At 64.0% G+C, this 20,037-nt stretch carries 14 protein-coding genes and 1 pseudogene; 5 read left to right on the top strand and 10 right to left on the bottom strand.

Annotated features, from left to right (window positions below; translation table 11 throughout):
• Positions 1-39 precede the first annotated feature (39 nt).
• The 3 genes and pseudogenes from NVV93_RS09450 to NVV93_RS09440 all read right to left on the bottom strand — a co-directional run bounded on the left by NVV93_RS09450 (position 40) and on the right by NVV93_RS09440 (position 3,196).
• Positions 40-846 carry an enoyl-CoA hydratase/isomerase family protein gene (locus tag NVV93_RS09450; protein ID WP_258254178.1) on the bottom strand — a complete coding sequence of 269 codons (807 nt, stop codon included), beginning with the start codon at positions 844-846 and terminating at the stop codon, positions 40-42.
• A gap of 59 nt (positions 847-905) precedes the next feature.
• Positions 906-2,048, bottom strand: coding sequence for an acyl-CoA dehydrogenase family protein (locus NVV93_RS09445; RefSeq protein WP_258254177.1), 1,143 nt, complete (start codon positions 2,046-2,048; stop codon positions 906-908).
• A gap of 375 nt (positions 2,049-2,423) precedes the next feature.
• Positions 2,424-3,196 (bottom strand): annotated as a pseudogene (locus NVV93_RS09440) (helix-turn-helix domain-containing protein).
• 150 nt (positions 3,197-3,346) lie between these two features.
• On the opposite strand from NVV93_RS09440, the gene NVV93_RS09435 reads away from it, so the two are divergent.
• Positions 3,347-4,564 carry an MFS transporter gene (locus NVV93_RS09435; RefSeq protein ID WP_309137389.1) on the top strand — a complete coding sequence of 406 codons (1,218 nt, stop codon included), beginning with the start codon at positions 3,347-3,349 and terminating at the stop codon, positions 4,562-4,564.
• Between the two features lie 62 nt (positions 4,565-4,626).
• On the opposite strand, the gene NVV93_RS09430 is transcribed toward NVV93_RS09435, so the two are convergent.
• Complete coding sequence (locus NVV93_RS09430) at positions 4,627-7,329, bottom strand: LuxR C-terminal-related transcriptional regulator (RefSeq protein WP_258254176.1); 2,703 nt, start codon at positions 7,327-7,329, stop codon at positions 4,627-4,629.
• A 360-nt stretch (positions 7,330-7,689) separates the two neighbouring features.
• Between NVV93_RS09430 and NVV93_RS09425 the strand changes: the two genes are divergently transcribed.
• The 4 genes from NVV93_RS09425 (at position 7,690) to NVV93_RS09410 (ending at position 12,683) form a co-directional block, all read left to right on the top strand.
• Complete coding sequence (locus tag NVV93_RS09425; protein WP_258254175.1) at positions 7,690-8,463, top strand: enoyl-CoA hydratase/isomerase family protein; 774 nt, start codon at positions 7,690-7,692, stop codon at positions 8,461-8,463.
• 36 nt (positions 8,464-8,499) lie between these two features.
• On the top strand, positions 8,500-9,744 hold the full coding sequence (locus NVV93_RS09420) for a thiolase family protein (RefSeq protein WP_258254174.1): 1,245 nt from the start codon (positions 8,500-8,502) through the stop codon (positions 9,742-9,744).
• Between the two features lie 68 nt (positions 9,745-9,812).
• Positions 9,813-10,724, top strand: coding sequence for an SDR family NAD(P)-dependent oxidoreductase (locus NVV93_RS09415; RefSeq protein ID WP_258254173.1), 912 nt, complete (start codon positions 9,813-9,815; stop codon positions 10,722-10,724).
• A gap of 387 nt (positions 10,725-11,111) precedes the next feature.
• On the top strand, positions 11,112-12,683 hold the full coding sequence (locus NVV93_RS09410) for an AMP-binding protein (protein ID WP_258254172.1): 1,572 nt from the start codon (positions 11,112-11,114) through the stop codon (positions 12,681-12,683).
• 120 nt (positions 12,684-12,803) lie between these two features.
• Here the strand turns inward: NVV93_RS09410 and NVV93_RS09405 are convergent, their stop codons facing one another.
• The 6 genes from NVV93_RS09405 to NVV93_RS09380 all read right to left on the bottom strand — a co-directional run bounded on the left by NVV93_RS09405 (position 12,804) and on the right by NVV93_RS09380 (position 19,785).
• Complete coding sequence (locus NVV93_RS09405; protein WP_258254171.1) at positions 12,804-13,850, bottom strand: DUF1254 domain-containing protein; 1,047 nt, start codon at positions 13,848-13,850, stop codon at positions 12,804-12,806.
• A 76-nt stretch (positions 13,851-13,926) separates the two neighbouring features.
• Positions 13,927-15,276 (bottom strand): DUF1214 domain-containing protein, encoded by a 1,350-nt coding sequence (locus NVV93_RS09400; protein WP_258254170.1) that lies wholly within the window; start codon positions 15,274-15,276, stop codon positions 13,927-13,929.
• A 143-nt stretch (positions 15,277-15,419) separates the two neighbouring features.
• Positions 15,420-16,481, bottom strand: coding sequence for an NAD(P)-dependent alcohol dehydrogenase (locus NVV93_RS09395; protein ID WP_258254169.1), 1,062 nt, complete (start codon positions 16,479-16,481; stop codon positions 15,420-15,422).
• Between the two features lie 54 nt (positions 16,482-16,535).
• Positions 16,536-17,993 (bottom strand): acyl-CoA reductase, encoded by a 1,458-nt coding sequence (locus tag NVV93_RS09390; RefSeq protein WP_258254168.1) that lies wholly within the window; start codon positions 17,991-17,993, stop codon positions 16,536-16,538.
• 3 nt (positions 17,994-17,996) lie between these two features.
• Complete coding sequence (locus tag NVV93_RS09385; protein WP_258254167.1) at positions 17,997-19,427, bottom strand: hypothetical protein; 1,431 nt, start codon at positions 19,425-19,427, stop codon at positions 17,997-17,999.
• 160 nt (positions 19,428-19,587) lie between these two features.
• Positions 19,588-19,785: a hypothetical protein gene (locus tag NVV93_RS09380; protein ID WP_258254166.1), complete on the bottom strand. Its 198-nt coding sequence runs from the start codon at positions 19,783-19,785 to the stop codon at positions 19,588-19,590.
• Between the last annotated feature and the right edge of the window lie 252 nt (positions 19,786-20,037).

Raw genomic sequence — 20,037 nt, 5'->3', positions numbered from 1 at the left:
AGCGAGCGGAAGGCCGCGCGCCGCGCAGCGCCCATCCGGTCAGGAAGGCCGGCGAGCAGCAGCCGGATAAAGCGCCGGCTCCTTGGCCATGAAGCGGCGCAGCGCCTCGGCGTGATAATCACTGGCCACGCACAACGATTGCGCCGCCGCTTCCAGCTGGGTCAGCGCCGCCCGATCGGTCTCGAAGGAACGATTGAGGATGGTCTTGGCCAGCGCCAGCGCCCTGGGCGGTGCGTTGTCGAAGCGCCGCGCATAGGCGAGCGCCTCATCCAGCAGGCTTTCCGCCGGCACCACCGCCTGGGCAATACCCAGCGCGACGGCGTCCTCAACCGCCACCGGAAGCGCGGAGAAGACGATTTCCTTGGCCTTGGCCAAGCCGACCAGGCGCGGCAGCACGTACATCATCGACAGGTCGGGGACCAGGCCGACGCCGAGAAACGACGGCATCAGCCGCGCCCGCGGGCTGAGGAAGATGAAGTCGGCGGCCAGTGCCAGGGAGAAACCGGCACCCACGGCGACGCCATCGACCGCCGCGATCACCGGCTTTTCCATATTGGCCAGCTCGGCGAACCAGTCCTGCGAGTCGAGCACGATGTCGCGACCGATAAAGGTCTTCTCGTTGTCGTTCGCCTCGCCCAGGTAGGCCCCGGAACAGAACGCGCCGCCGGCGCCGGTCAGCACCACCGAGGCCACCGAGCGGTCGTTGCGAGCGCGGCGCACCACCTCGGGCAGCGCCGCCATGACGGCCTCTTCCAAGGCGTTGCGGGTCTGCGGCCGGTTGAGGGTGATCACCGCGGTCTTGCCGATTTTCTCGTACAGCACCGCGGCGTTTGTCTGGTTACTCATGATCCTGCTCCCTCACAGTTGGATCGACCCGGCCGCACGCGGGCGGCCGGGCGCGGCGGTTACAGGTTGCGCGAGATGATCAGCTTCTGAATGTGGCTGGTGCCTTCATAGATCTTGATCACCCGCGCATCGCGGTAATAGCGCTCGACCGGGAAGTCAGTGAGGTAGCCATAACCGCCGTGAACCTGGATCGCATCCGAGCAGACCTTCTCGACCATCTCGCTGGCGAACAGCTTGATCAACGAGGCTTCCTTCGGGCAGCGGATCCCGGCCTGGCACAGACGGGCGGCGTGCAGCATGTACACGTGCGAGACGTCCACCTGGGTCGCCATGTCGGCCAGATCGAACGCCACGCCCTGCAGATTGATGATCGGCGCGCCGTAGGCTTCGCGTTCCTTGGCGTATTTCACCGCGGCTTCCAGTGCCGCACGCGCTACACCGGTCGCCAGCGCAGCAATCGCCACCCGGCCTTCGTCCAGGCCGGCAATGATGTGTTTGTAGCCGGCCCCTTCGGCGCCCAGCAGGTTGCTCACCGGCGTACGGCAGCCCTCCATCTGGATCGCCGCCAGGTTGGCCGTACGCTGGCCCATCTTTTCTTCGTTGCGGGTGACCACGAAGCCCGGGGTGCTCGGGTCGGCCATGATCAGGCTGACGCCTTTCTTGCCGGCGTCCTTGTTGGTGACGGCCACCACGATGGCTACGCCCGCTTCGCCGCCGTTGGAGATGAACTGCTTGCTGCCATTCAACACATAGTCATCGCCATCGCGGCGGGCCGAGGTGCGGAAGGCGGCGGTATCCGAACCGGCGTGCGGTTCACTCAACAAGAAGCAGCCGATCTTTTCCCCACGGATCATGGCCGGCAGCCATTGCTGCCGCTGCTCCTCGGTACCGTCGCGGTAGATCGACAAGGCGACGGAGTTGTGCACATGCAGGGCAGTGGCAAAGCCGGCATCGACAGCGGCAAATTCTTCGATGGTCAGGCAGTACTCCACGAAGCTCAGGCCGACACCGCCGTACTCTTCGGGGATGTGCATGCCGAGAAAGCCGAGTTCGGCGATAGCATTCAGTTCCTCCCGCGGCCAGGCACCCGTGCGGTCGCGCTCGGCGGCAGTCGGCGCGACCACTTCCTGCGCCACCTTGCGGGCGGAATCGCGGATCATGACTTCCTGCTCGCTCAGGAATACTGCAGATGTATCGCTCATTGTCTTCCTCGTCTGTCTGGGGGGGTGCCCACCGACACAGCGTTTTGCTGCGAGGCCTGATCCACGGCGGCGCCATCAAAGGCGGCCGGCCACGGAAGGCCGTCGGTTTGTCCACGCCTACAGCATGAGATGAGCGCCGCCAGCGTCGCTCCTTCCCTATCGGGAGGGGATAGCCCCCCCCGGCTAAAGCGGCAGGCGAACGCCGCCCCAACAGGGCATGGGTGACGAGGACAGACAAACGATGCGCGCACGCGGACGCAGAACGTCCGGAAAGCGCTGTAGACGTTCGCCTTGAAGAGCAAACACGGGGGTATTCTTAGCGGGAAACCAACTCGACACTGCTGCTGGTGTCGAGCGCCGCCTGGGTAGAACGGCTTATTTGAAGAAGTGGCTGGGTGTCGTGCCGAACTGTTTTTTGAACATGGTGGTGAAGGCACTCGGACTTTCGTAACCCAGTTCGCCGGCGACGTCGATGATCTTCTCCCCCACCGCTATGCGTTCCAACGCCAGTAACAGCCGAGCTTGCTGACGCCACTGACCAAAGGTCATCCCGGCGCCCTTCTGAAACAGCCGCTGGATGGTTTTTTCATCGAGGCTCAAGCGAGTGCTCCAATCCGCCAGCGTTGAGCCATCGCCCGGATCGTTAAGCAGGGTTGTACAAATGGACTCGATGCGCGGGTCCGCCGGCTGAGGCAGGTGTAACGGCAAAGTCGGGAGGATTTTCAGCTCATCCAGAATCAAGTTCATGACCCTTGATTCCCGTGAGTTCGGATCAAAGGGCTCAGCGATATCGATGGAGGCCTTGATCAACTCGCTCAGCAGCGGGGAGATGCTCACCGCCTTGGATTCGCTAGGTAGCTCCAGCGTGCTATCGGGGCGCACGTACACACTGCGCATTTTCACCGGCCCGACACAGCGAATGGCGTGAATTTTCCCACTGGGCATCCAAATGCCCCGACTGGGCGGCACAGTCCACTGGCTCATTTCAGAGTGAACGACCATCACACCCTGGATGGCGTAAATCAGTTGGTGTTTTTGGTGGCTGTGCGGATCGATACGCCAACCGTCCGGGTAGTCAGTAGCGCTGCCACTCACCAACCAGTCGCCTCATCGATCTCTACGACAGCTTCATGCAGTGGCTTGATCATTTCGCCCTTTTTAAGAGAGTTGCCACCCCAATTTCGCGAGACAGGCAGATTCACGAAATTTAGCATAGCCGCGCACTCCGAAATCTCGCAGCGCATTTCTGCTGAACAGCTAGTCCGCAGATCACGCTGTTTTTGTCTGGAAGATCGAATATGCCCCTTAGCTCCACTGCCTCGCCCTTGGCTGCCCCATCGATAGCTAACCAAGCCAGCCCCCTGGTCATGCGCGTGATCGGCGCCTGCGCGTTGGCGCACCTGATCAACGATCTGATCCAGGCCGTGCTGCCGTCGATCTACCCGATGCTCAAGGCCAATTACGGGCTGACCTTCGCCCAGGTCGGCTTGATCACCCTGACGTTCCAACTCACCGCTTCGCTGCTGCAGCCATGGGTGGGTTACCACACCGACCGCCACCCCAAGCCGTGGTTGCTGCCCGCCGGTTCGCTGTGCACGCTGGTTGGCATCCTCCTCCTGGCCTTCGTCGGTAGTTTCCCGGCGATTCTGCTGGCCTCGGCGCTGGTCGGGATTGGCTCGTCGACATTCCATCCGGAAGCTTCGCGCATCGCCCGCCTCGCTTCCGGCGGGCGCTACGGCTTGGCCCAGTCGAGCTTCCAGGTCGGCGGCAATGCCGGCAGCGCCTTCGGCCCGCTGCTGGCGGCGGCCATCGTGATTCCCTACGGCCAGGGCCACGTTGCCTGGTTCGGCTTGTTCGCGGCGTTCGCGATTCTGGTGCTCTACGGGCTGAGCCGCTGGTATCGCAAGCACCTTGATCTGTTCAAGCTCAAGCAGGGCAGCCAGGCCACTCACGGGCTGTCGAAACGCCGAGTGACTGCCGCTTTGGGGGTGTTGGCGCTGCTGGTGTTCTCCAAATATTTCTACATGTCCTGCTTCACCAACTACTTCACTTTCTACCTGATCGAGAAGTTCGACCTGTCGATTGCCAACTCCCAGCTGCACCTGTTCCTGTTCCTTGGCGCTGTCGCGGCAGGCACCTTCTTCGGTGGGCCAATCGGCGACAGGATCGGGCGCAAGAAGGTCATCTGGTTTTCTATCCTGGGCGTCGCCCCCTTCAGCCTGGCGCTGCCCTACGCCGACCTGTTCTGGACCGGCGTACTGAGCATGGTCATCGGCTTTATCCTCGCCTCGGCCTTCTCAGCCATCGTGGTCTTCGCTCAGGAATTGGTGCCAGGCAACGTCGGCATGATCGCCGGTATTTTCTTCGGCTTGATGTTCGGCTTTGGCGGTATCGGCGGTGCGCTGCTGGGCTATCTTGCGGATATCCATGGCATCGAATACGTGTTCTATCTGTGCTCGTTCCTGCCTCTGCTGGGGATCCTGACGATCCTGTTGCCGTCGACCAAAGGGGTATAGCGGGGGGGCTGTGGAGATTTATCTTCGTTGCGGGCCACATCCGTGTGGCCCTAGGCCGACGCTTACTTGAGCAGACCCTGCTGGCGGGCCGTGGTAATCGCGCCATAGCGGCTCGACACGCCGAGCTTGGCGAGGATGTTCTTCACGTTCCACTTCACCGTGCCGAAGGTCAGATTCAGGGTCAGGGCGATACGCTTGTTGGACATGGCCTGGGAGATCAGGCTGAGGATTTCCAGCTCGCGCGGGGTCAGCACCGCCGGCTGTCCGCTGCTGGCGTCCCGCGCCACCGCCGCATCCGCGGCGCCCTCCTCCGCAGCCAGGTGCGCCAGCAGATCGGCCAGATACTGTGCGGTGAAGGCGTCCAGCGGCAGGGCGGCGCGCAGCTGCTCAATCAGTTCCATCGCCTCGCTCTCGTCGAGCAGGGTGCGCACCAGGCCGAGCGTGGCGCCGGTTTGCAGCGCCTGGGCCAGCTCGGCGGCGGCGGCTTCGCTGTCATCCTGCATGTCGTGCGCGATCGCGGCGAGCAGGTTGGTCTTCACCATGGCGCGGCCGCGACCATGCTGCTCACCGAACCGCCGGACCTCGGCCAGCGCCACCAGCGCGGCAGCCGGGTCGCGATCGGAAATCGCAGTACGCGCGCGCACCGCCGCGGTGATCGCGGCAATCTCGCCTTGCCCGCCGGCGCTGCCGCCCTGCGCCGCCAGACCCTGCAGCCGCGCCAGCAGCTCACCGGCCTGCCGACGCTCGCCCATCGCCAACAGCAAGGCAGCCTGTTCGGCGATCATCATCGCCTGCGGCCGGCTCAGGCCGAGCAGATGAAAGTGCGCCGCCTGGTCTTCGAGGAAACGCAGGGCGTCCTGCGGCTCGCCGCGCAGCACTTCGATGCGCGCGCGGCACAACGAGGCGCGCGCCATCACGTCCGGCATCGAAAACTGCAGGATGCCAGAGCGATTGGCCAGCACCTCCAGCGCATCGTCGATGCGATCAAGCTCGTAGTAGGCGTCGCTCAGCGTCGCGGCGCACAGGTTGGCGGCCACCGAGCCGCGCCCATAGCCGGCCTCGGCACGCGCCAGCACGCCGGCACCGATGCGCTCGGCCTCGCGCACGCTGCCCTTGGTCAGGTAGGCCAGGGCGCGATTGCTTTCGAAGACCATCGCCATGTCATTTTCGCGATCGTCCGGATTGATCGGGTTGTCATCGAACAGCCGGCGCACATCCTCGAAGCGGCCGACCGTCAGGTAGGCCACCGCCAACGCCGACAGGCTGATGTAGCGCAATGAGCGGTTCTCCACCGGTGCCTTGAGGGTCGGCTCGAGCAGATCGATGACCCGTTTGAGGTCGTCGAGCTGCATCGCTACCGCCGCGTCGGCCAGGGCGAAGCGCGAGGAAATCGCCGGGTTCTTCGCCGCCTCGGTGCGGCGGATCTGCTCCAGCCAGCGCTCGGCTTTTTCCGGCCTGGCGGTGAGGGCGTAGGTCAGGCAGCCGAGGACGAACAGGCGCGGATGGGCGAACAGGGTTTCCTGTGGCAACCGATCAAGCAGGTGCAGCATCGGCCCGATGTAGGCCATGCTCCAGGTGGTGGTCGCGGCCTGCTCGAGCGCACTCACCGCGTAGTCGAGGTCACCGCACAGATTGGCATGGCGGATCGATTCGGCAAGGAAGTCGTGCTCGGCGAACCACTGGCTGGCCCGCCCATGCAGCGCCTCGATCACCGCTTGGCCCTGCTGCGCCAAGCGCTGCGACAGGAACTCGCCGAACAAGGGATGGAAGCGGTACCACGGCAGGCTGTCGTCCGAGTCCACCCGGTAAATCAGCAGGTTCTCGTCCTCGGCCAGCTTGATCAGTTCCAGCGCGCGCGAATCTTGCGCCACGAACTCCGCCAGCTCGGCGTTGAAACGCCGGAAGATCGAGATCTTCTCCATCAGCTCGACCAGTTCCTCGGGCAGGCACGCCACCACATCTTCGGCGAGATAGGCCTGCAGATCGGACGACTTCCACAGCAGCGAGCGTAGTTTCGCGCGCTTCGCCGGGCGGACGCGCAGCATGGTGGCGATCGGCTGCAGGCTGGCCGGCCAGCCGCCGGTCAGGTCATGGATCAGCCGATCCTCATCGGCGGTCAGCTCCAGACTGGTGAGGTTCTGGGCGAAGAAGGCCTTGGTCTCCTCCAGATCGAAAGGCAGCTCGGCGAAGTCGATTTCCGCCACATAGCCCTGCATGCGCAGCCGGCCGAGGCTGAGCGGCGGAATGGTACGCGAGGCGATCACGATGTGCAGGTTCGCTGGGCAGTGATCGAGCAGCTTCTGGATCAGCCCATGGGCCGAAGGCGCTTCGATGTGCTGGTAATCATCGATCAGCAGGTACAACTCGCGACCGATCTCCTCCGCCGCCCGCGTCACCACCGCGACCACCGCGCTCATCGACTGGTCGCCGCCTTCCGCATTGAGCATCTCGCCGTCGATCTGGATGCCCAGATGCTGCAGAGACGCCAACAGGTAGGAGAAGAAGCTGCGGAATTCCCTGTCGTCATGGCTGAACGACAGCCAGGCCACTTCGACCCCGGCCTTCATCAGTTCCTGCCGCCATTGCGCGAGCAGGATGGTCTTGCCGAACCCCGCTCCGCCGGTAATCAGCGTGACGGTGCTGTCCTGCGCCTCGCTCAGCCGCCCAAGCAGGTGCACACGCGGGATGTGTCGGGTGTTCAGTCGTGGTGGCGAGAACTTGGTCGCCACCAGCAGATTTTCGGAATTCATTACCGTGGTTTGCATCGATTGACTGCTCCGCCTTGCACATCGGCCGCGCCACGCAGAGCCGACCGTCAACACCATCATGGCAGGTTCGGGACGAGACGCCCCGGCCGGCATGCCGATAAAGCTGCCTAGCGTGGCAGGCATCCGCCGACCCGCCCATGACAATTCCCGCCATCCGCGCCGCCGCCGGACGCCAGCCGCCAACCCGTGGATACCGGCCCTGGACCCGCGCCGCAGCCCGATGGTAAGCCCGCTTCGCGCGCCTGACACCCACTCCCCTCCCCACCCGTCCATTAAGGGAGGGGTCCGATAAAAAGCGCCTGACGTAAGGTCCCATCTGAGCAAAAACGCCATTTGAACGCTGAGTGAGGATAAAAAATGAGCGAGTCGGTTTCCTTTGAAGTGAAGGGCCAGGTGGGCTGGATCACCCTGACCCGTCCGAAGGCCATGAACGCCCTGAACCGTGAAATGCTCGACGCCATGATCGAGTGCCTGAAAGGCTGGGAACACGACGCCAGCGTGCGCGTGGTAGCCCTGACCGCCACCGGCCGGGCGTTCTGCGCCGGCGCCGACCTGAAGGCCGGCGGCACCCCTCAGCCGGGCGAAATGGATCTGCTGGACACCATCGTCGCGTTCTTCGACCGCCTGCGCGCCTTCCCGAAACCGGTGATCGCCGCGGTCAACGGCATGGCCCTGGCCGGTGGTCTGGAAACCGTGCTGTGCTGCGACTTCGTGATCGCGGCCGAGAGCGCCAGCTTCGGCGACGCGCACTCCAACTTCGGCGTGTTCCCGGGTGGCGGCGGTGCTGCCGTGTTGCCGCGCAAGATTCCGGAGAACATCGCCAAGTACATGCTGTTCACCGGTGACGCCCTGCCAGCCCAGGACATGAAGCAGTACGGTCTGGTCAGCGAAGTGGTGGCCGACGCTGAACTGGTCGCCCGCGTCCAGGCCATCGGCGACAAGCTCGCCGACAAGAGCCCGCTGGTGCTGCGCAAGATGAAGAAAGTCTGCGACGAAGCCACCGACAAGAGCCGTGCCGACGCGCTGCGCCACGAACTGCTGGCCCTGCGCGATCACCAACGCTCCTACGACATGGCCGAAGGCGTGAGCGCCTTCGCCGAGAAGCGCAAGCCGGATTTCAAAGGCTACTGATCCGCGCCCCGTCACTCAACAGAACTCGAGGTAACTATGGAAAACGTCTACATCGTCGGCGTGGGTATGACCAAGTTCGGTCGCCACGCGGACAAGAGCATCAAGCAACTCACCGCCTGGGCCGTCGAAGACGCCCTGAAAGATGCCAACTGCGACCGCAAGTGGGTCCAAGTCGGCTTCTTCGGCAACTGCACCCAGGGCCATTTCGACGGCCAGCACATGATCCGTGGCCAGGTGGCGCTGCTGCCGCTGGGCCTGGACGGCATCCCGATCTTCAACATCGAGGGCGCCTGCGCCTCGTCGAGCCACGCCTTCAACCTGGCGGTCACCCAACTGCGCGCCGGCGCCGCCGATGTCGCCATCGCCGTGGGCGCAGAGAAGATGTTCTACAGCGACAAGGCCAAGATGTTCTCCGCCTTCGAGTCGGCCTGGGACATCGAGACCTTCGAGGAGAACCAGCAGTACCTAAGCAACATGGGCAAAAGCATCGTACCGCCGGAAGGCTCGCAGTCGAAAAACCCCTACAGCCCGTTCATGGACATCTACGCGGCGCTGGGCCGTGGTGGCTTGATGGAGCGCTACGGCATCACCCAGCGCCAGCTGGCCGCCGTGTCCTCGAAGAACCACGGTCATTCGGTGCACAACGAGCGTTCGCAGTACCGCAACGCCATGAGCATCGAGGAAATCCTCGCCGCGCCGCCGATCACCTACCCGATCACCCTGCCGATGTGCTCGCCGATCTCCGACGGCGCCGCCGCCGCGATCCTCTGCACCGAGTCGGCACTGAAGAAATACGGTTTCGACAAGAGCCGCGCGATCAAGGTGCTGGCTTCCGTGGTGCGCTCGGCCTCGGCCCGTGCCGCCGACGATTTCGACAAGGGCTGCACCCACCTGGCCGGCAAGGCGGCGTTCGAACAGGCCGGGATCAGCCCGCAGGACGTGGACGTGGCCGAAGTGCACGACGCCACCGCCATCGGCGAACTGCTCGCCATCGAGGCCCTGGGGCTGTGCGAGCCGGGCATGAGCGGCGTGATGGCCGAAAGCGGCGACAGCTCCCTGGGCGGTCGCCTGCCGGTCAACCCGTCCGGCGGCCTGGAATCCAAGGGCCACCCGATTGGCGCCACCGGCATCGGCCAGATTTTCGAGCTGGTCGAGCAGTTGCGCGGCGACTGCGGCAAGCGTCAGGTGGAAGGCGCGCGCATCGCCATGCAAGGCAACGGCGGCGGCCTGTGGCGCGTCGAGGAATCGACCGAACACGTCGGCATCTTCAGCCGCGCCTAATGACTACGGGCGCGGCCCTTCCCGGCCGCGCCGCAACATTCGCTATTCATTGATTTGAGGTTAACGAAATGACGATTCGCTTCGACGGCCAAGTGGCCATTGTTACCGGCGCCGGCAACGGCCTAGGCCGTATTCACGCCCTGGAACTCGCCAAGCGTGGCGCCAAGGTAGTAATCAACGACTTCGGCGGCAGCCGTGACGGCACCGGTTCTTCCACCGACTCCGCCCTGGCTGTGGTCGAGGAAATCCGCCAGGCCGGCGGCACCGCCATCGCCAACGGCGCCAACGTCGCCGACTACGAGCAGGTCCAGGTCATGGTCGCCCAGACCGTCGCCGAGTTCGGCCGCGTCGACATCCTGATCAACAACGCCGGCATCCTGCGTGACAAGTCCTTCGCCAAGATGGAACTGGCCGACATCCACGCGGTGATCAATGTCCACCTGATGGGTGCGATGTACTGCTCCAAGGCCGTCTGGGACGTGATGAAGGCGCAGAACTACGGTCGCATCCTGATGACCACCTCCGCCGCCGGCCTGTTCGGCAACTTCGGCCAGGCCAACTACGGCGCGGCGAAGATGGCCGTGGTCGGCCTGATGAACATGCTGGCCATCGAAGGCCGCAAGAACAACATCCACGTCAACACCCTGGCGCCGATGGCCGCCACCCGCATGACTGCCGACGTGATGCCGGAAGAACTGCTGAAGGTCAGCCGTCCCGAGCAGGTCACTCCGGGTGCCCTGTATCTGGTCAGCGAAAACGCTCCGACCAAGCTGGTCCTGGGCGCCGGTGCCGGCGTGTTCACCGCCGTGCGCATGGAAGAGACCGCGCCGGTCTACATTCCGGAAGCGGAGCTGTCGCCGGAAGCCATCGAGGCCCGCATCGAGCAGATCGCCGACTGGACCACCGCCGTCCCGCGCACAGATGCCAACGCACAGGTTGCGCTGTTCATCGACACCGCGATGAAAGCCCTGAAGGCTTGAGTCGAGGCCGGGTTCGGCCTTAGAGCCTGTTTACGATCTCGCGAGCTAGAGTCAAACAAGGCGAAAACGGCTGAGGACGCGGAGTTTACGAGTTGTAAATGAGCAGTCCGAAGCCGTTTTCAACGCAGTTTGACCGACACGCAGCAGATCGTAGACAGGCTCTTAGCTTGAATCGACAGCGAAATCCGCAGCGGCCTGCCGCTGCGGATGGACTGGACGCCTGGAACGGACCCCGCAAGCCACTGAGCAGTCGAGCTGCCCGGGCCGCTTCCGGGGCCGTCGTCCCATAACAGCATTGACCGCGAACGCGCGGATTTCTGCCGCTGGCACCGACTGCCATCCGCACGCCCGACCGGGCTAGCCCAGGCATTCGGGAAGGAGAACAAGATGACAACAATGAACTTCGCACGCACGATAAGAAACCTCGCCGTGCGTTTCGCCGACCGGGAAGCCTTGGTCAATATCGAGCGCAACCGCCGCTACACCTTCCGCGAACTGCACCTGCTCACCAACCGCATCGCCAACATGATGCGCGAGCGCCTGCAGTTAAAACGCGGCGACATCTATATGTGCATCCTCGATAACGACAACCTGTCGCTGCTGCACGCCTGGACCTCGATGAAAGGCGAGGCCGCCGGCGCCTACACCAATTTCCGTGATTCGCTCGAAGAGCACCGCGGGCAGATCGCCCTGATCCAGCCCAAGGTGGTGTTCCTTGAGAACAGCCTGCTTGAGCGCTATGTCGGCCTGCTGCGCGAACAGGGCATCACCGCAGTCTGCATGGATCCGCCGGAAAACAGCCAAGACGGCCTGCTGTACTTCTGGGATCTGCTCGAAGGCATCAGCGACCAGACCACCGAGGTCGCCCACGACACCCAGAACGACGTGGTCTCCTACCGCTTCACCGGCGGCACCACCGGCGTCAGCAAGTGCGTGCCCTACACCATGGACAACTGGCTGGCGCTGCGCGACTCCATGTACATGGAGAGCGAGCAGCCCTACCAGCCGGACACCCGCTTCCTGCACATGGCACCGATCAGCCACGGCTCCGGTCTCGGCCTGCTGCCGACGCTGTTCCGCGGCGGCTGCACGGTGACCCAGAACATTCCGGACATGGTCCAGCTGTGCCGCAACATCGAGGCGGAACGCATCACCATGACCCTGCTGGTGCCGACGATGATCTATCGGCTGCTGGAAATGCCCGAGGCCAGCAGCTACGACCTGTCGTCGCTGAATAGCCTGGCCTACGGCGCCGCGCCGATGAGCCCGACCAAACTGCGCCAGGCCCAGGAGCGTTTCGGCAATATCTTCATGCAGATCTACGGCGCCACCGAATGCCTGCACGCGGTGGCGATGCTCAGCAAGGCCGACCACCTGAACGCCAGCGATGAACAGATCGGTTCGGCCGGGCGCATCGCCGCCGGCGCCGAAGTGATCATCGTCGACGATGACGGCCGCGAAGTGCCGCACGGGGAAACCGGTGAGCTGTGGGTGCGCTCGCGCGGCACGGTGTCCGGCTATTTCGGCAACCCGGAGGCCAGCGCCAGCGAATTCGTCGACGGTTTCTGGAAGTCCGGCGACCTCGGCTACCTCGACCAGGAAGGCTTCCTGCATCTGGTCGACCGCAAGAAGGACATGATCATCACCGGCGGCTTCAACGTGTACGCGGTGGAGGTCGAAGCAGCCCTCAACTCGCACCCGGCAGTGTCCAACTCGGCGGTGGTCGGCATCCCCCATGAGGAATGGGGCGAGGCGCTGCATGCCGAGGTGGTGATCAAGGCTGGCCAGGAAGTCTCCGCCGACGCGCTGATCGAGCACGTCAAGGGTCGCCTCGGGCGCTTCAAGGCGCCGAAGTCGATCCTGTTCGTCGAGGCGCTGCCGGTCAGCGTGGTCGGCAAGGTGCTGCGCCGTCAGGTTCGCGAGAAATACTGGAAGAACATGACGCGCCGCGTGTCCTGACCCCCAAGCTTTACCCTTGCTGCCCTGAGCGGCGCTGGCGTTTCCACGAACGACGGCGTTTGCTCGGGGCTTTTTTATGGCCAAGAAAAAGCCCGCAGCTGCGGGCTTTTTTCTTGTTGCTCAGCGGACCGGCTGCGCCTCCGGGAGCTTCCAGCTGCCATCGAGGATCGACTGCTTGGGCTGGTAGAAGCGCACCATGTAGTTCCAGCCCGCCATGATCGGCAGGCAGTTGGCGGTCGCCGCCTCGCAACCGCCGAACTGAATGGCGACCGAGCCATCGGCAGACTTCTGCGCCGTCAGGTTGTTGAGGGTGTAGGCATCCGCCGGGTTCTTGCGGAAGTTGCCATCGGCGTCATACACGCTGACCGACCAGAAGCTGTCGACCGGCACGTCCTTCACGCTCAGGCGATACACCGTGTTGCCATCGTTACGCGCCGGGGTGATGTTCTGGTACAGCGCATCCTTCTCCGGGAGGCCGCCCCAGGCGATGGCGCTGCCGACCAGATGACGCACCGGCGCCACCTCGCCCGCCTTGCCGAACATGCCGCGCGAGTCCGGCACCGTCCGGCCCAGCACGATCAGCGCCTGGCGCAGCGCATCCTGGCTGACCTTGTCCCAGCTCGGCGCCTCGAAACGGCCGGGGCCGCCGGGCTGGCTCAGCGAAACCGCATCCTGCAGGGCATTGACCTGCTTCAGGTCCTCCGGCTTGGTAGGATCGAACAGCGTGCGCACGCCGAGCATGACGTAGCGGGTGCCCACACTCTGCCGACTGAAGGTGTGGCTGCCCGCGCCGTAATGGACGCTGATGTGATGGTCCTCGTCGATCACCGCGAGGGACATGTAGCGGCCGCCCGCCTCCGGCAGGGCGACGGTGACCGGACCGGCGTCCAGGTCGAAGACGCCGGTGGAATACAGCGTGTCGCGGTTCGGTCGCACCACGGTTTGAACACCCACCGGCATCAGCTGGCGCAGGTGGGCGAATTGCCCCAGGCCACCGCGTTGCAAGGTAAGGCCGAAGTAGCGGTCGGTCTCCGCGCGGATGAAGTTGTCCAGCGTGACGGCGACGGGCTTGGCTGGCGCCACATCCACATCGGCGGCATGCGCGCTTGCCAAAGCGGCGAACAGCAGGGCGGGCGCCAGGCGGCGCCCTGTGCCGGTAATTGGCATAGAGATGGTCCTTGTTGTTATGGATGACTCGTAAAGACGGCAGTCCGCCGGGTGCGGAACTGCCGTTGGCGAAGCCTCAGAGGTGCTTGATCACCGGCGGGAAGTATTCGCCGCTGGCAACGTCGCCCTTGGGCCCGTAGAAGCGCAGCACCAGGCGGTAAATCTGCCCCGGCGCGGTGGGCAGCCAGTTGCCATCCGCCACGTCCTGCGGCTTGCTCGGCGCGAAGTGCAGGGTCAGCGAACCGTCCTGGTTGTACTTCAGATCTGCCTGATCGTTGACCGAGAAGCGGTTCAGCGAATTAGGCAGCACGAGGAAGGTCTTGGCATTGGTGGCGGTGATCGACCAGTAGTAGTTGGCCATCGAGGCAGGCAGCTGCTTGCCAGGGAAGGTCAGCGAATAGCTTTGGGTGCCGTCCAGGGTCTTGCCGTTGGCATCCTGCCCACCGCGGTAGTAGATCACTTCCTTCTGGGTGTTGGCCCAGATGCCGCCGTAGTTCACCAGGGTACGGGTCAGATAATCATCGCCGTAAGTGCCGACTGTGGCCGGACGAGCCCAGCCGTCGCGGGCCGTGCCGTGGCCGATGATCGGCGAGGCTTTGGCGATGTCGGCGAAGGCTTGGGTATGGATCGACTTGTCGACGCGCGCCCGTTCCGCCGGGTCGGCGATGGCTGCGGCGATGGCGCGCACCTTGGCCTGCACTTGTTCCATGCCGGGGTTGATGTCCGGCTCCTGCAGCGCCACAGTGGCCGAGTCGAAGGCCTCCACACCGGGCAGCTTCTGCCCTTCGAAGATCAGCGTTTTCGGCACTTCCGGCAGTTGCGGCGAGCCGCTCGGGCGCATCTTGAACTGGTGCTGCAGGCGCTCGGCCTCACTCCAGTCCTTGCCCAGTTCGACCCGGCTCAGCACCCGCAAGGTGCGCGCGGGAACGTCGATGCGCTGGGTGTCGGCCGGCAGCGAAACCTTGGCGTCTTTCAGGCAGACCGCGAACTCGCCGTTCGGATGCTCGGGATATTCACGCTCGTTGATGTTGGCCAAGGTCTCGCCCCAGCCGTTGAGAAATTGCACCGTGTAGTAACGGTCGACGACCTTCGGCACCGTAACCTGCGTACAGCTCTTCTCGTCGATCCCCACCCAGGCCTCGGAATAGGCCACATCCAGATTGGGGTTGGGCCAGTCCACCGCGCCGGGTTTGCGGTGGTACAGCGTGTTCCACTGCATGCCGTCCTTGAAGTCCAGCTGTTGCTGACGGGTCACCAACAGGCGGCCAAGCAGGTAGATGTAGGCGTCGCTGATGTCTTGATCGGTGATCGCCACTGCGGGTGCGGCAGGGGGGGTTTGCGCGAGGGCGAGAGGCGCCTGCAGGCAGGCAGTCACCAACCAAGTCGCTGCAGTGGCGCCAAGGGCGGCAGGTAATCGCATGGACATGAACGTTCTCCGTCGAAAGCAATTGGTACGAACTCTAGATCATAGCCAGTTAGCCTCATCGGACCACTTATGCCCCCCTCCTTTTGGAGTGGGCGACCCGGGCGCGGGGCAATCGCCGAGCTATACCCCTGCCCGGCTCGGGCTCAGTCGACCTGCACGTCGCTCAACGAGGCCATGTCGATGACGAAGCGGTACTTCACGTCGTTCTTTTCCATGCGCTCGAAAGCGCTGTTGATGTCCTGCATGCGGATCATCTCGCAGTTCGGCAGCACCTGGTGCTCGGCACAGAACTCCAACAACTCTTGGGTCTGCGCGAGACCACCCATCAGCGATCCGGAGATCGAGCGATTGTTGAACGCCAGCAGAGCGCCGTGAATCGGCTCCAGCGGTTCCAGCGCGCCGACCAGCGCCAGCTTGCCATTGCGGGCGAGCAGCATCAGGTACGGATTAACGTTGTGCTTGCGCGGAATGGTGTCGAGGATCAGGTCGAAGCTACTGGCGGCGCCCTTCATTGCCGCCGGCTCGGTGGATAGCAGCACGTGATGGGCACCCAACGCACGGGCATCGTCGGCCTTGCCCGGCGAGGTGGTGATCACCGTGACTTCCGCGCCCAGGGCAACTGCCAGCTTGACGCCCATGTGCCCGAGGCCGCCGAGGCCGACCACCGCCACCCGCGAACCCTGCTTGATGCCATGCGTGCGCAGCGGCTCCCACACGGTGATGCCGGCGCACAGCAGCGGGCCGGTGTAGCGCAGGTCGAGCGCCTCGGGTACGCGCAGCACGAACTTCTCGCGCACCACAATGTGCTGCGCATAGCCGCCCTGGGTGACGGCACCGCTCTGGCGGTCGCGGCCGTTGTAGGTCGGGGTCATGCCCTTCTCGCAGTACGACTCCTCGCCCTGCTCGCAGGCCGCGCACTGCTGGCAACTGTCGACCAGGCAGCCGACTGCCACCTGGTCGCCTACCCGGTAGCGGCTCACCGCGCTACCGACGGAGGTGACGTGGCCGACAATTTCGTGGCCGGGCACGCAGGGAAATACGGTGCTGCCCCAGTCGTTATGGGCGAAGTGCAGGTCGGAGTGGCAGACGCCGCAGTAGGCGATCTGGATGGCGACGTCATCGTCACGCAAAGCGCGACGCTCGATGCGCAAAGGGGTCAGATCCGCGTGGGCTTCATGGGCGCAGTAGGCAAGACAATTGGTCATGACAAATCCTCGAAAGGGAGACAAAACGGTCCGATCACGTGACCGGGCCTGGTATCAGATGGAAGGACGCAGCCAGGGCGCCGCCGTGGTTTCCGGCGAGGCGATCTGGTTGGAAATCCATTTACCCATGCGCCGCATCGGCTCGAGCGAGTCCTGCGGGGCGGCGAACTTCATCGCCGCCGCGTAGCCCAGCGAGACGATGCGCTGGGCGCCATAGAGCGGCAGGACGTCCTTCAGTTGATCCTTGATGCTTTCCGGGTAAACGCCGACGGTCTGGGTGTAGGAGTCCACCGCGTCCATCATCTCGTCGAGCGAGTCCACCGGCACCAGGTTGGCGGTGCGGTCGTCGAGGCTGGTGGAGAAGGACACCGGCTCGGGGATCTGCGAGCAGATGATCGCGCCCTCGCCGTCCTTGCCACCGATGACCTTGTACCACTCGTCATCCAGGCGCAGCGCGTCGACTTCCGCCTTGAGGCGCTGGTCGTAGCGCTTGGGCGCGGTGGACAGGGTGTTCGGCAGGCCGAGCATCGCCTCGTAGACGTACTGGCCGAAGGTATTCAACCGCGCCAGGCCGTCCTCGTCGGTGCCGCTCTGCACGTAGATCACCCGGGCGCAGACGCAGCCCTTCTGGTTGATCGCACCGATGTCGGCGGCCAGGCGCACGGCGGCTTCGCGCATGCTCGCTTCGCTGGCGAAGGTGCCCTCGCCAATGATCGACGCACTGCGTTTCGGATCGAGGGAGATCAGCTCGAGGCCCGGCTGGATGTACTGGGTGACGTGCTTGATAGAGGCGAAACCGCCCCAGGCGACGATCTTCTCCAGGTTCTGCGGCTGGTACAGGCGCTGTTCAAAAGCCTGGTCGCCACCTTTCCAGTAGGCCACGGTGAGGTGCTTGGTCAGCGGGTGATCCGACGCCATGTCGATCATGGTGCGGGCGATGGCCAGCGCGGTGAACGGGTCGTTGGACGGCGCCTTGATGATCGCGTCGCTGCGCAACACCATGTTGCGGATGATGGTCCACAGCGACAGCGACACGGCGTTGCCGGCGACGATGTGCAGGGTGCGCGCGCCGAAGCAGCGCACTTCCAGCTCGGTGCCGTCGAGCAGGGTCTGCTTGACCCAGCCTTCCAGGTAATCGACGCCCACCGTGGTTTCCACCATCTCGCGGATGAACTCGCGCGACAGCATGTGCTGCAGGCCCATGTAGGAGGCTTTGACGATGGTCGGGGTGGTCGGCGCGGTCAGGTAGGACAGCTCGCAGGCTTCCTGCAGGTAGCGGTTCTTGCTGAATTCCAGGCGCTCGCCGAGCTCGACGCAGTAGTCGAGGATGTCCTCGAAGCTCAGCGCGTACAGGTCAGCCAGCTTGGCCGGATTACCCAGCGGCAGCTTGTCGATGTACTTGTGTGCATCCGGGGTGAGGAAGGCCAGGTCACCGCCGCGGCCACCCACTTCGATCAGGTTGTCGGTGATGACTTCGCCGCGGATGATCAGCGGTGCAATGGGATGGGTCATGAATCAGCCCTCGAAGGTATTCAGGAAGTCCATCGCCTCGCGATGGGACTGTTCGGATGCGGCGCAGGTGATCTTGTCGTCACCACCGTTCTTGTCGCTGTAGCGCTCGATGGCACCGGCCACGTAGCGGCTCGGCCGGCCGCAGGCGCAGGGCTTGTCCCACTCGACGGTGATCTCGTCGCCGGTGATGAAGCCACCCCAGCGCAGGTCGGCGCCCAGGTCGAAGAACGCTGCGCGCCCGGTCTGCCGACCTTCGCGGGGCAGCGCCTTGCCGGTTTCCGGGTCGAGCACGAAGGGAATCGCGGTGTGTGCGAAGTGGTAGTTGCCGTGCTCGCACTTAGCGTGCGAACCGCTGGGCGTTTCCGACATCGCGTAGGTCTCATTGAGCTTGTTCACGCCGGTGAAGCGCATGACGTCCTCACGCCAGCCCTCGGGCTGCACCACGCCCTTGGCGCCGCCGGTGGTGGCGATCCACGAATCGGGGTGGAACACGCCCTCGATACCGCGTTCCAGGCCGGCCTTGGCCATGTTGTGCAGCAGGTTCCAGGTGCCGCCGATGTACACGCGCTTGCCCTTGAGCTTGGCGGTCATGTCGTCGAAGAAGTTGGCCAGGTGCTGCGGCATGTCGGCCTGCAGCTGATCGAATTCCTTCTTCTTGGCCAGCAGCTCGGGGCTGATCACCAGACGGTCGAGGGTGCCCTTGGCATGCGCGGCGCGGACCTTGGCGCCGAGGTGCAGCACGTCGCTGGACAGCGTCGCCGGGTAGGCGGCATGGAAGTTGTCCAGGCTCGGCAACACGGTACGCATGAGCATCACGTTACCGCGCAGGTGACTGAGATAGCCCTTGCGGTAGTAGGGATAGGCGGAGTGCATGTCCACCGCCGGGCTGTCCGGGCCGGTCATGCCCCAGGCATAGAGGCGGCGGATCTGCACGGATTTCTCGAACTCGCGGAAACCCAGCGGCAGGAACGACAGGGTGCCGGACGTGCCGGAAGTGTGGCTGAGGCACAACTCCGGCACCGCCACCTCCATGGTCTCGAACCACTCGTCGAGGCCCTGGCAGGCGCTGACGTCGGTGGCGAGGATCTTCTCGCCGATTTCCGGGATCACCAACCGGCTCAGCCACTTGTTGATCGCGGTGAAGTTGTTCTTCTCCAGCAGCGACGGCGGGTAGGACTTGAACACCGTGTGTTCGAACAGCAGCGGCACCAGGTCTTCGAGTTTCTCGATGCGCTCAACGCCCTCGCCGTCGGCGAGTTTCTTCAGCACCGGAATGCTGTCGCGCATTTGCGCGAAGCGGCGCTGGAGTGCCGCCAGTTGCAGCGCATCGACCTCGTCGCGCGGCAGCTGATTCCAGGTCTCGAAGGAGTGCTCGGCCAACTCAGCAGGGTTGGTCAACAGCAGTTCAACCTTCTCGTCGATTGTTCTTGTCATGCGGAGAGCCTCTTCGAATTCGCTGATTCACGCGGCGAGGGGAACGCTGCCCATCGCCACAGTAGAGCCAGTGTAGGGAGAGTCGCCGGCAATTCGTTCCGGATTCAGAAGCCCGAATATCAATTACAAACAGTTGATTTAACTGACATTTTTTAGAAGCTCAGCGACGCGTTTCCAAATCCGGGGTGGTCAGCAGCGTATGGATCATCCGCGCCAGCAGGCGGACGGTGTCCGGGGCGAGCAGGTACTGCGGCCGTTCGAGGAGCAGCGCACGCGGCAAGGCGATCACCGCACGATGTGGGTCGGCCAGCAGGTCGCGGACGTTTGCGCGGGCGGTGCATTGAGCTGCTGGTTTCAATGCGGCTAGGTGTGATTCTTACCCATCCGCCTCAGTTGGTTACGGCGGTGGGCTTCGACGGAAATGGCACAGCCTCTGAGTTGCCAATCGCCCTCTCCCCCGGCCCCTCTCCCCCTCTTTGTAAAAGAGCAGGGAGAGGGGAGTAAGGCTAGCGTCTACGTCTGTGACACACGCAGGTTTCTGTAGCCTGGATGCAATCCAGGGAGCGGAATTGCTTGTTTTCCCGGATTGCATCCGGGCTACGGCCTGCTG

The organism is Pseudomonas sp. LS44 (assembly GCF_024730785.1).
Classification (GTDB): domain Bacteria; phylum Pseudomonadota; class Gammaproteobacteria; order Pseudomonadales; family Pseudomonadaceae; genus Aquipseudomonas.
Note: the sequence above shows the minus strand (reverse complement) of the source record. Positions and strands in the feature narration are given on the sequence as shown.

What these genes read in the sequence shown, in the direction of transcription:
- NVV93_RS09395 (WP_258254169.1), bottom strand. Translation starts at nt 16,481, where the DNA reads ATGACCAATTGTCTTGCCTACTGCGCCCATGAAGCCCACGCGGATCTG.
- NVV93_RS09400 (WP_258254170.1), bottom strand. Translation starts at nt 15,276, where the DNA reads ATGTCCATGCGATTACCTGCCGCCCTTGGCGCCACTGCAGCGACTTGG.
- NVV93_RS09405 (WP_258254171.1), bottom strand. Translation starts at nt 13,850, where the DNA reads ATGCCAATTACCGGCACAGGGCGCCGCCTGGCGCCCGCCCTGCTGTTC.
- NVV93_RS09435 (WP_309137389.1), top strand. Translation starts at nt 3,347, where the DNA reads ATGCCCCTTAGCTCCACTGCCTCGCCCTTGGCTGCCCCATCGATAGCT.
- NVV93_RS09410 (WP_258254172.1), top strand. Translation starts at nt 11,112, where the DNA reads ATGACAACAATGAACTTCGCACGCACGATAAGAAACCTCGCCGTGCGT.
- NVV93_RS09415 (WP_258254173.1), top strand. Translation starts at nt 9,813, where the DNA reads ATGACGATTCGCTTCGACGGCCAAGTGGCCATTGTTACCGGCGCCGGC.
- NVV93_RS09430 (WP_258254176.1), bottom strand. Translation starts at nt 7,329, where the DNA reads ATGCAAACCACGGTAATGAATTCCGAAAATCTGCTGGTGGCGACCAAG.
- NVV93_RS09450 (WP_258254178.1), bottom strand. Translation starts at nt 846, where the DNA reads ATGAGTAACCAGACAAACGCCGCGGTGCTGTACGAGAAAATCGGCAAG.
- NVV93_RS09445 (WP_258254177.1), bottom strand. Translation starts at nt 2,048, where the DNA reads ATGAGCGATACATCTGCAGTATTCCTGAGCGAGCAGGAAGTCATGATC.
- NVV93_RS09385 (WP_258254167.1), bottom strand. Translation starts at nt 19,427, where the DNA reads ATGACAAGAACAATCGACGAGAAGGTTGAACTGCTGTTGACCAACCCT.
- NVV93_RS09425 (WP_258254175.1), top strand. Translation starts at nt 7,690, where the DNA reads ATGAGCGAGTCGGTTTCCTTTGAAGTGAAGGGCCAGGTGGGCTGGATC.
- NVV93_RS09390 (WP_258254168.1), bottom strand. Translation starts at nt 17,993, where the DNA reads ATGACCCATCCCATTGCACCGCTGATCATCCGCGGCGAAGTCATCACC.
- NVV93_RS09420 (WP_258254174.1), top strand. Translation starts at nt 8,500, where the DNA reads ATGGAAAACGTCTACATCGTCGGCGTGGGTATGACCAAGTTCGGTCGC.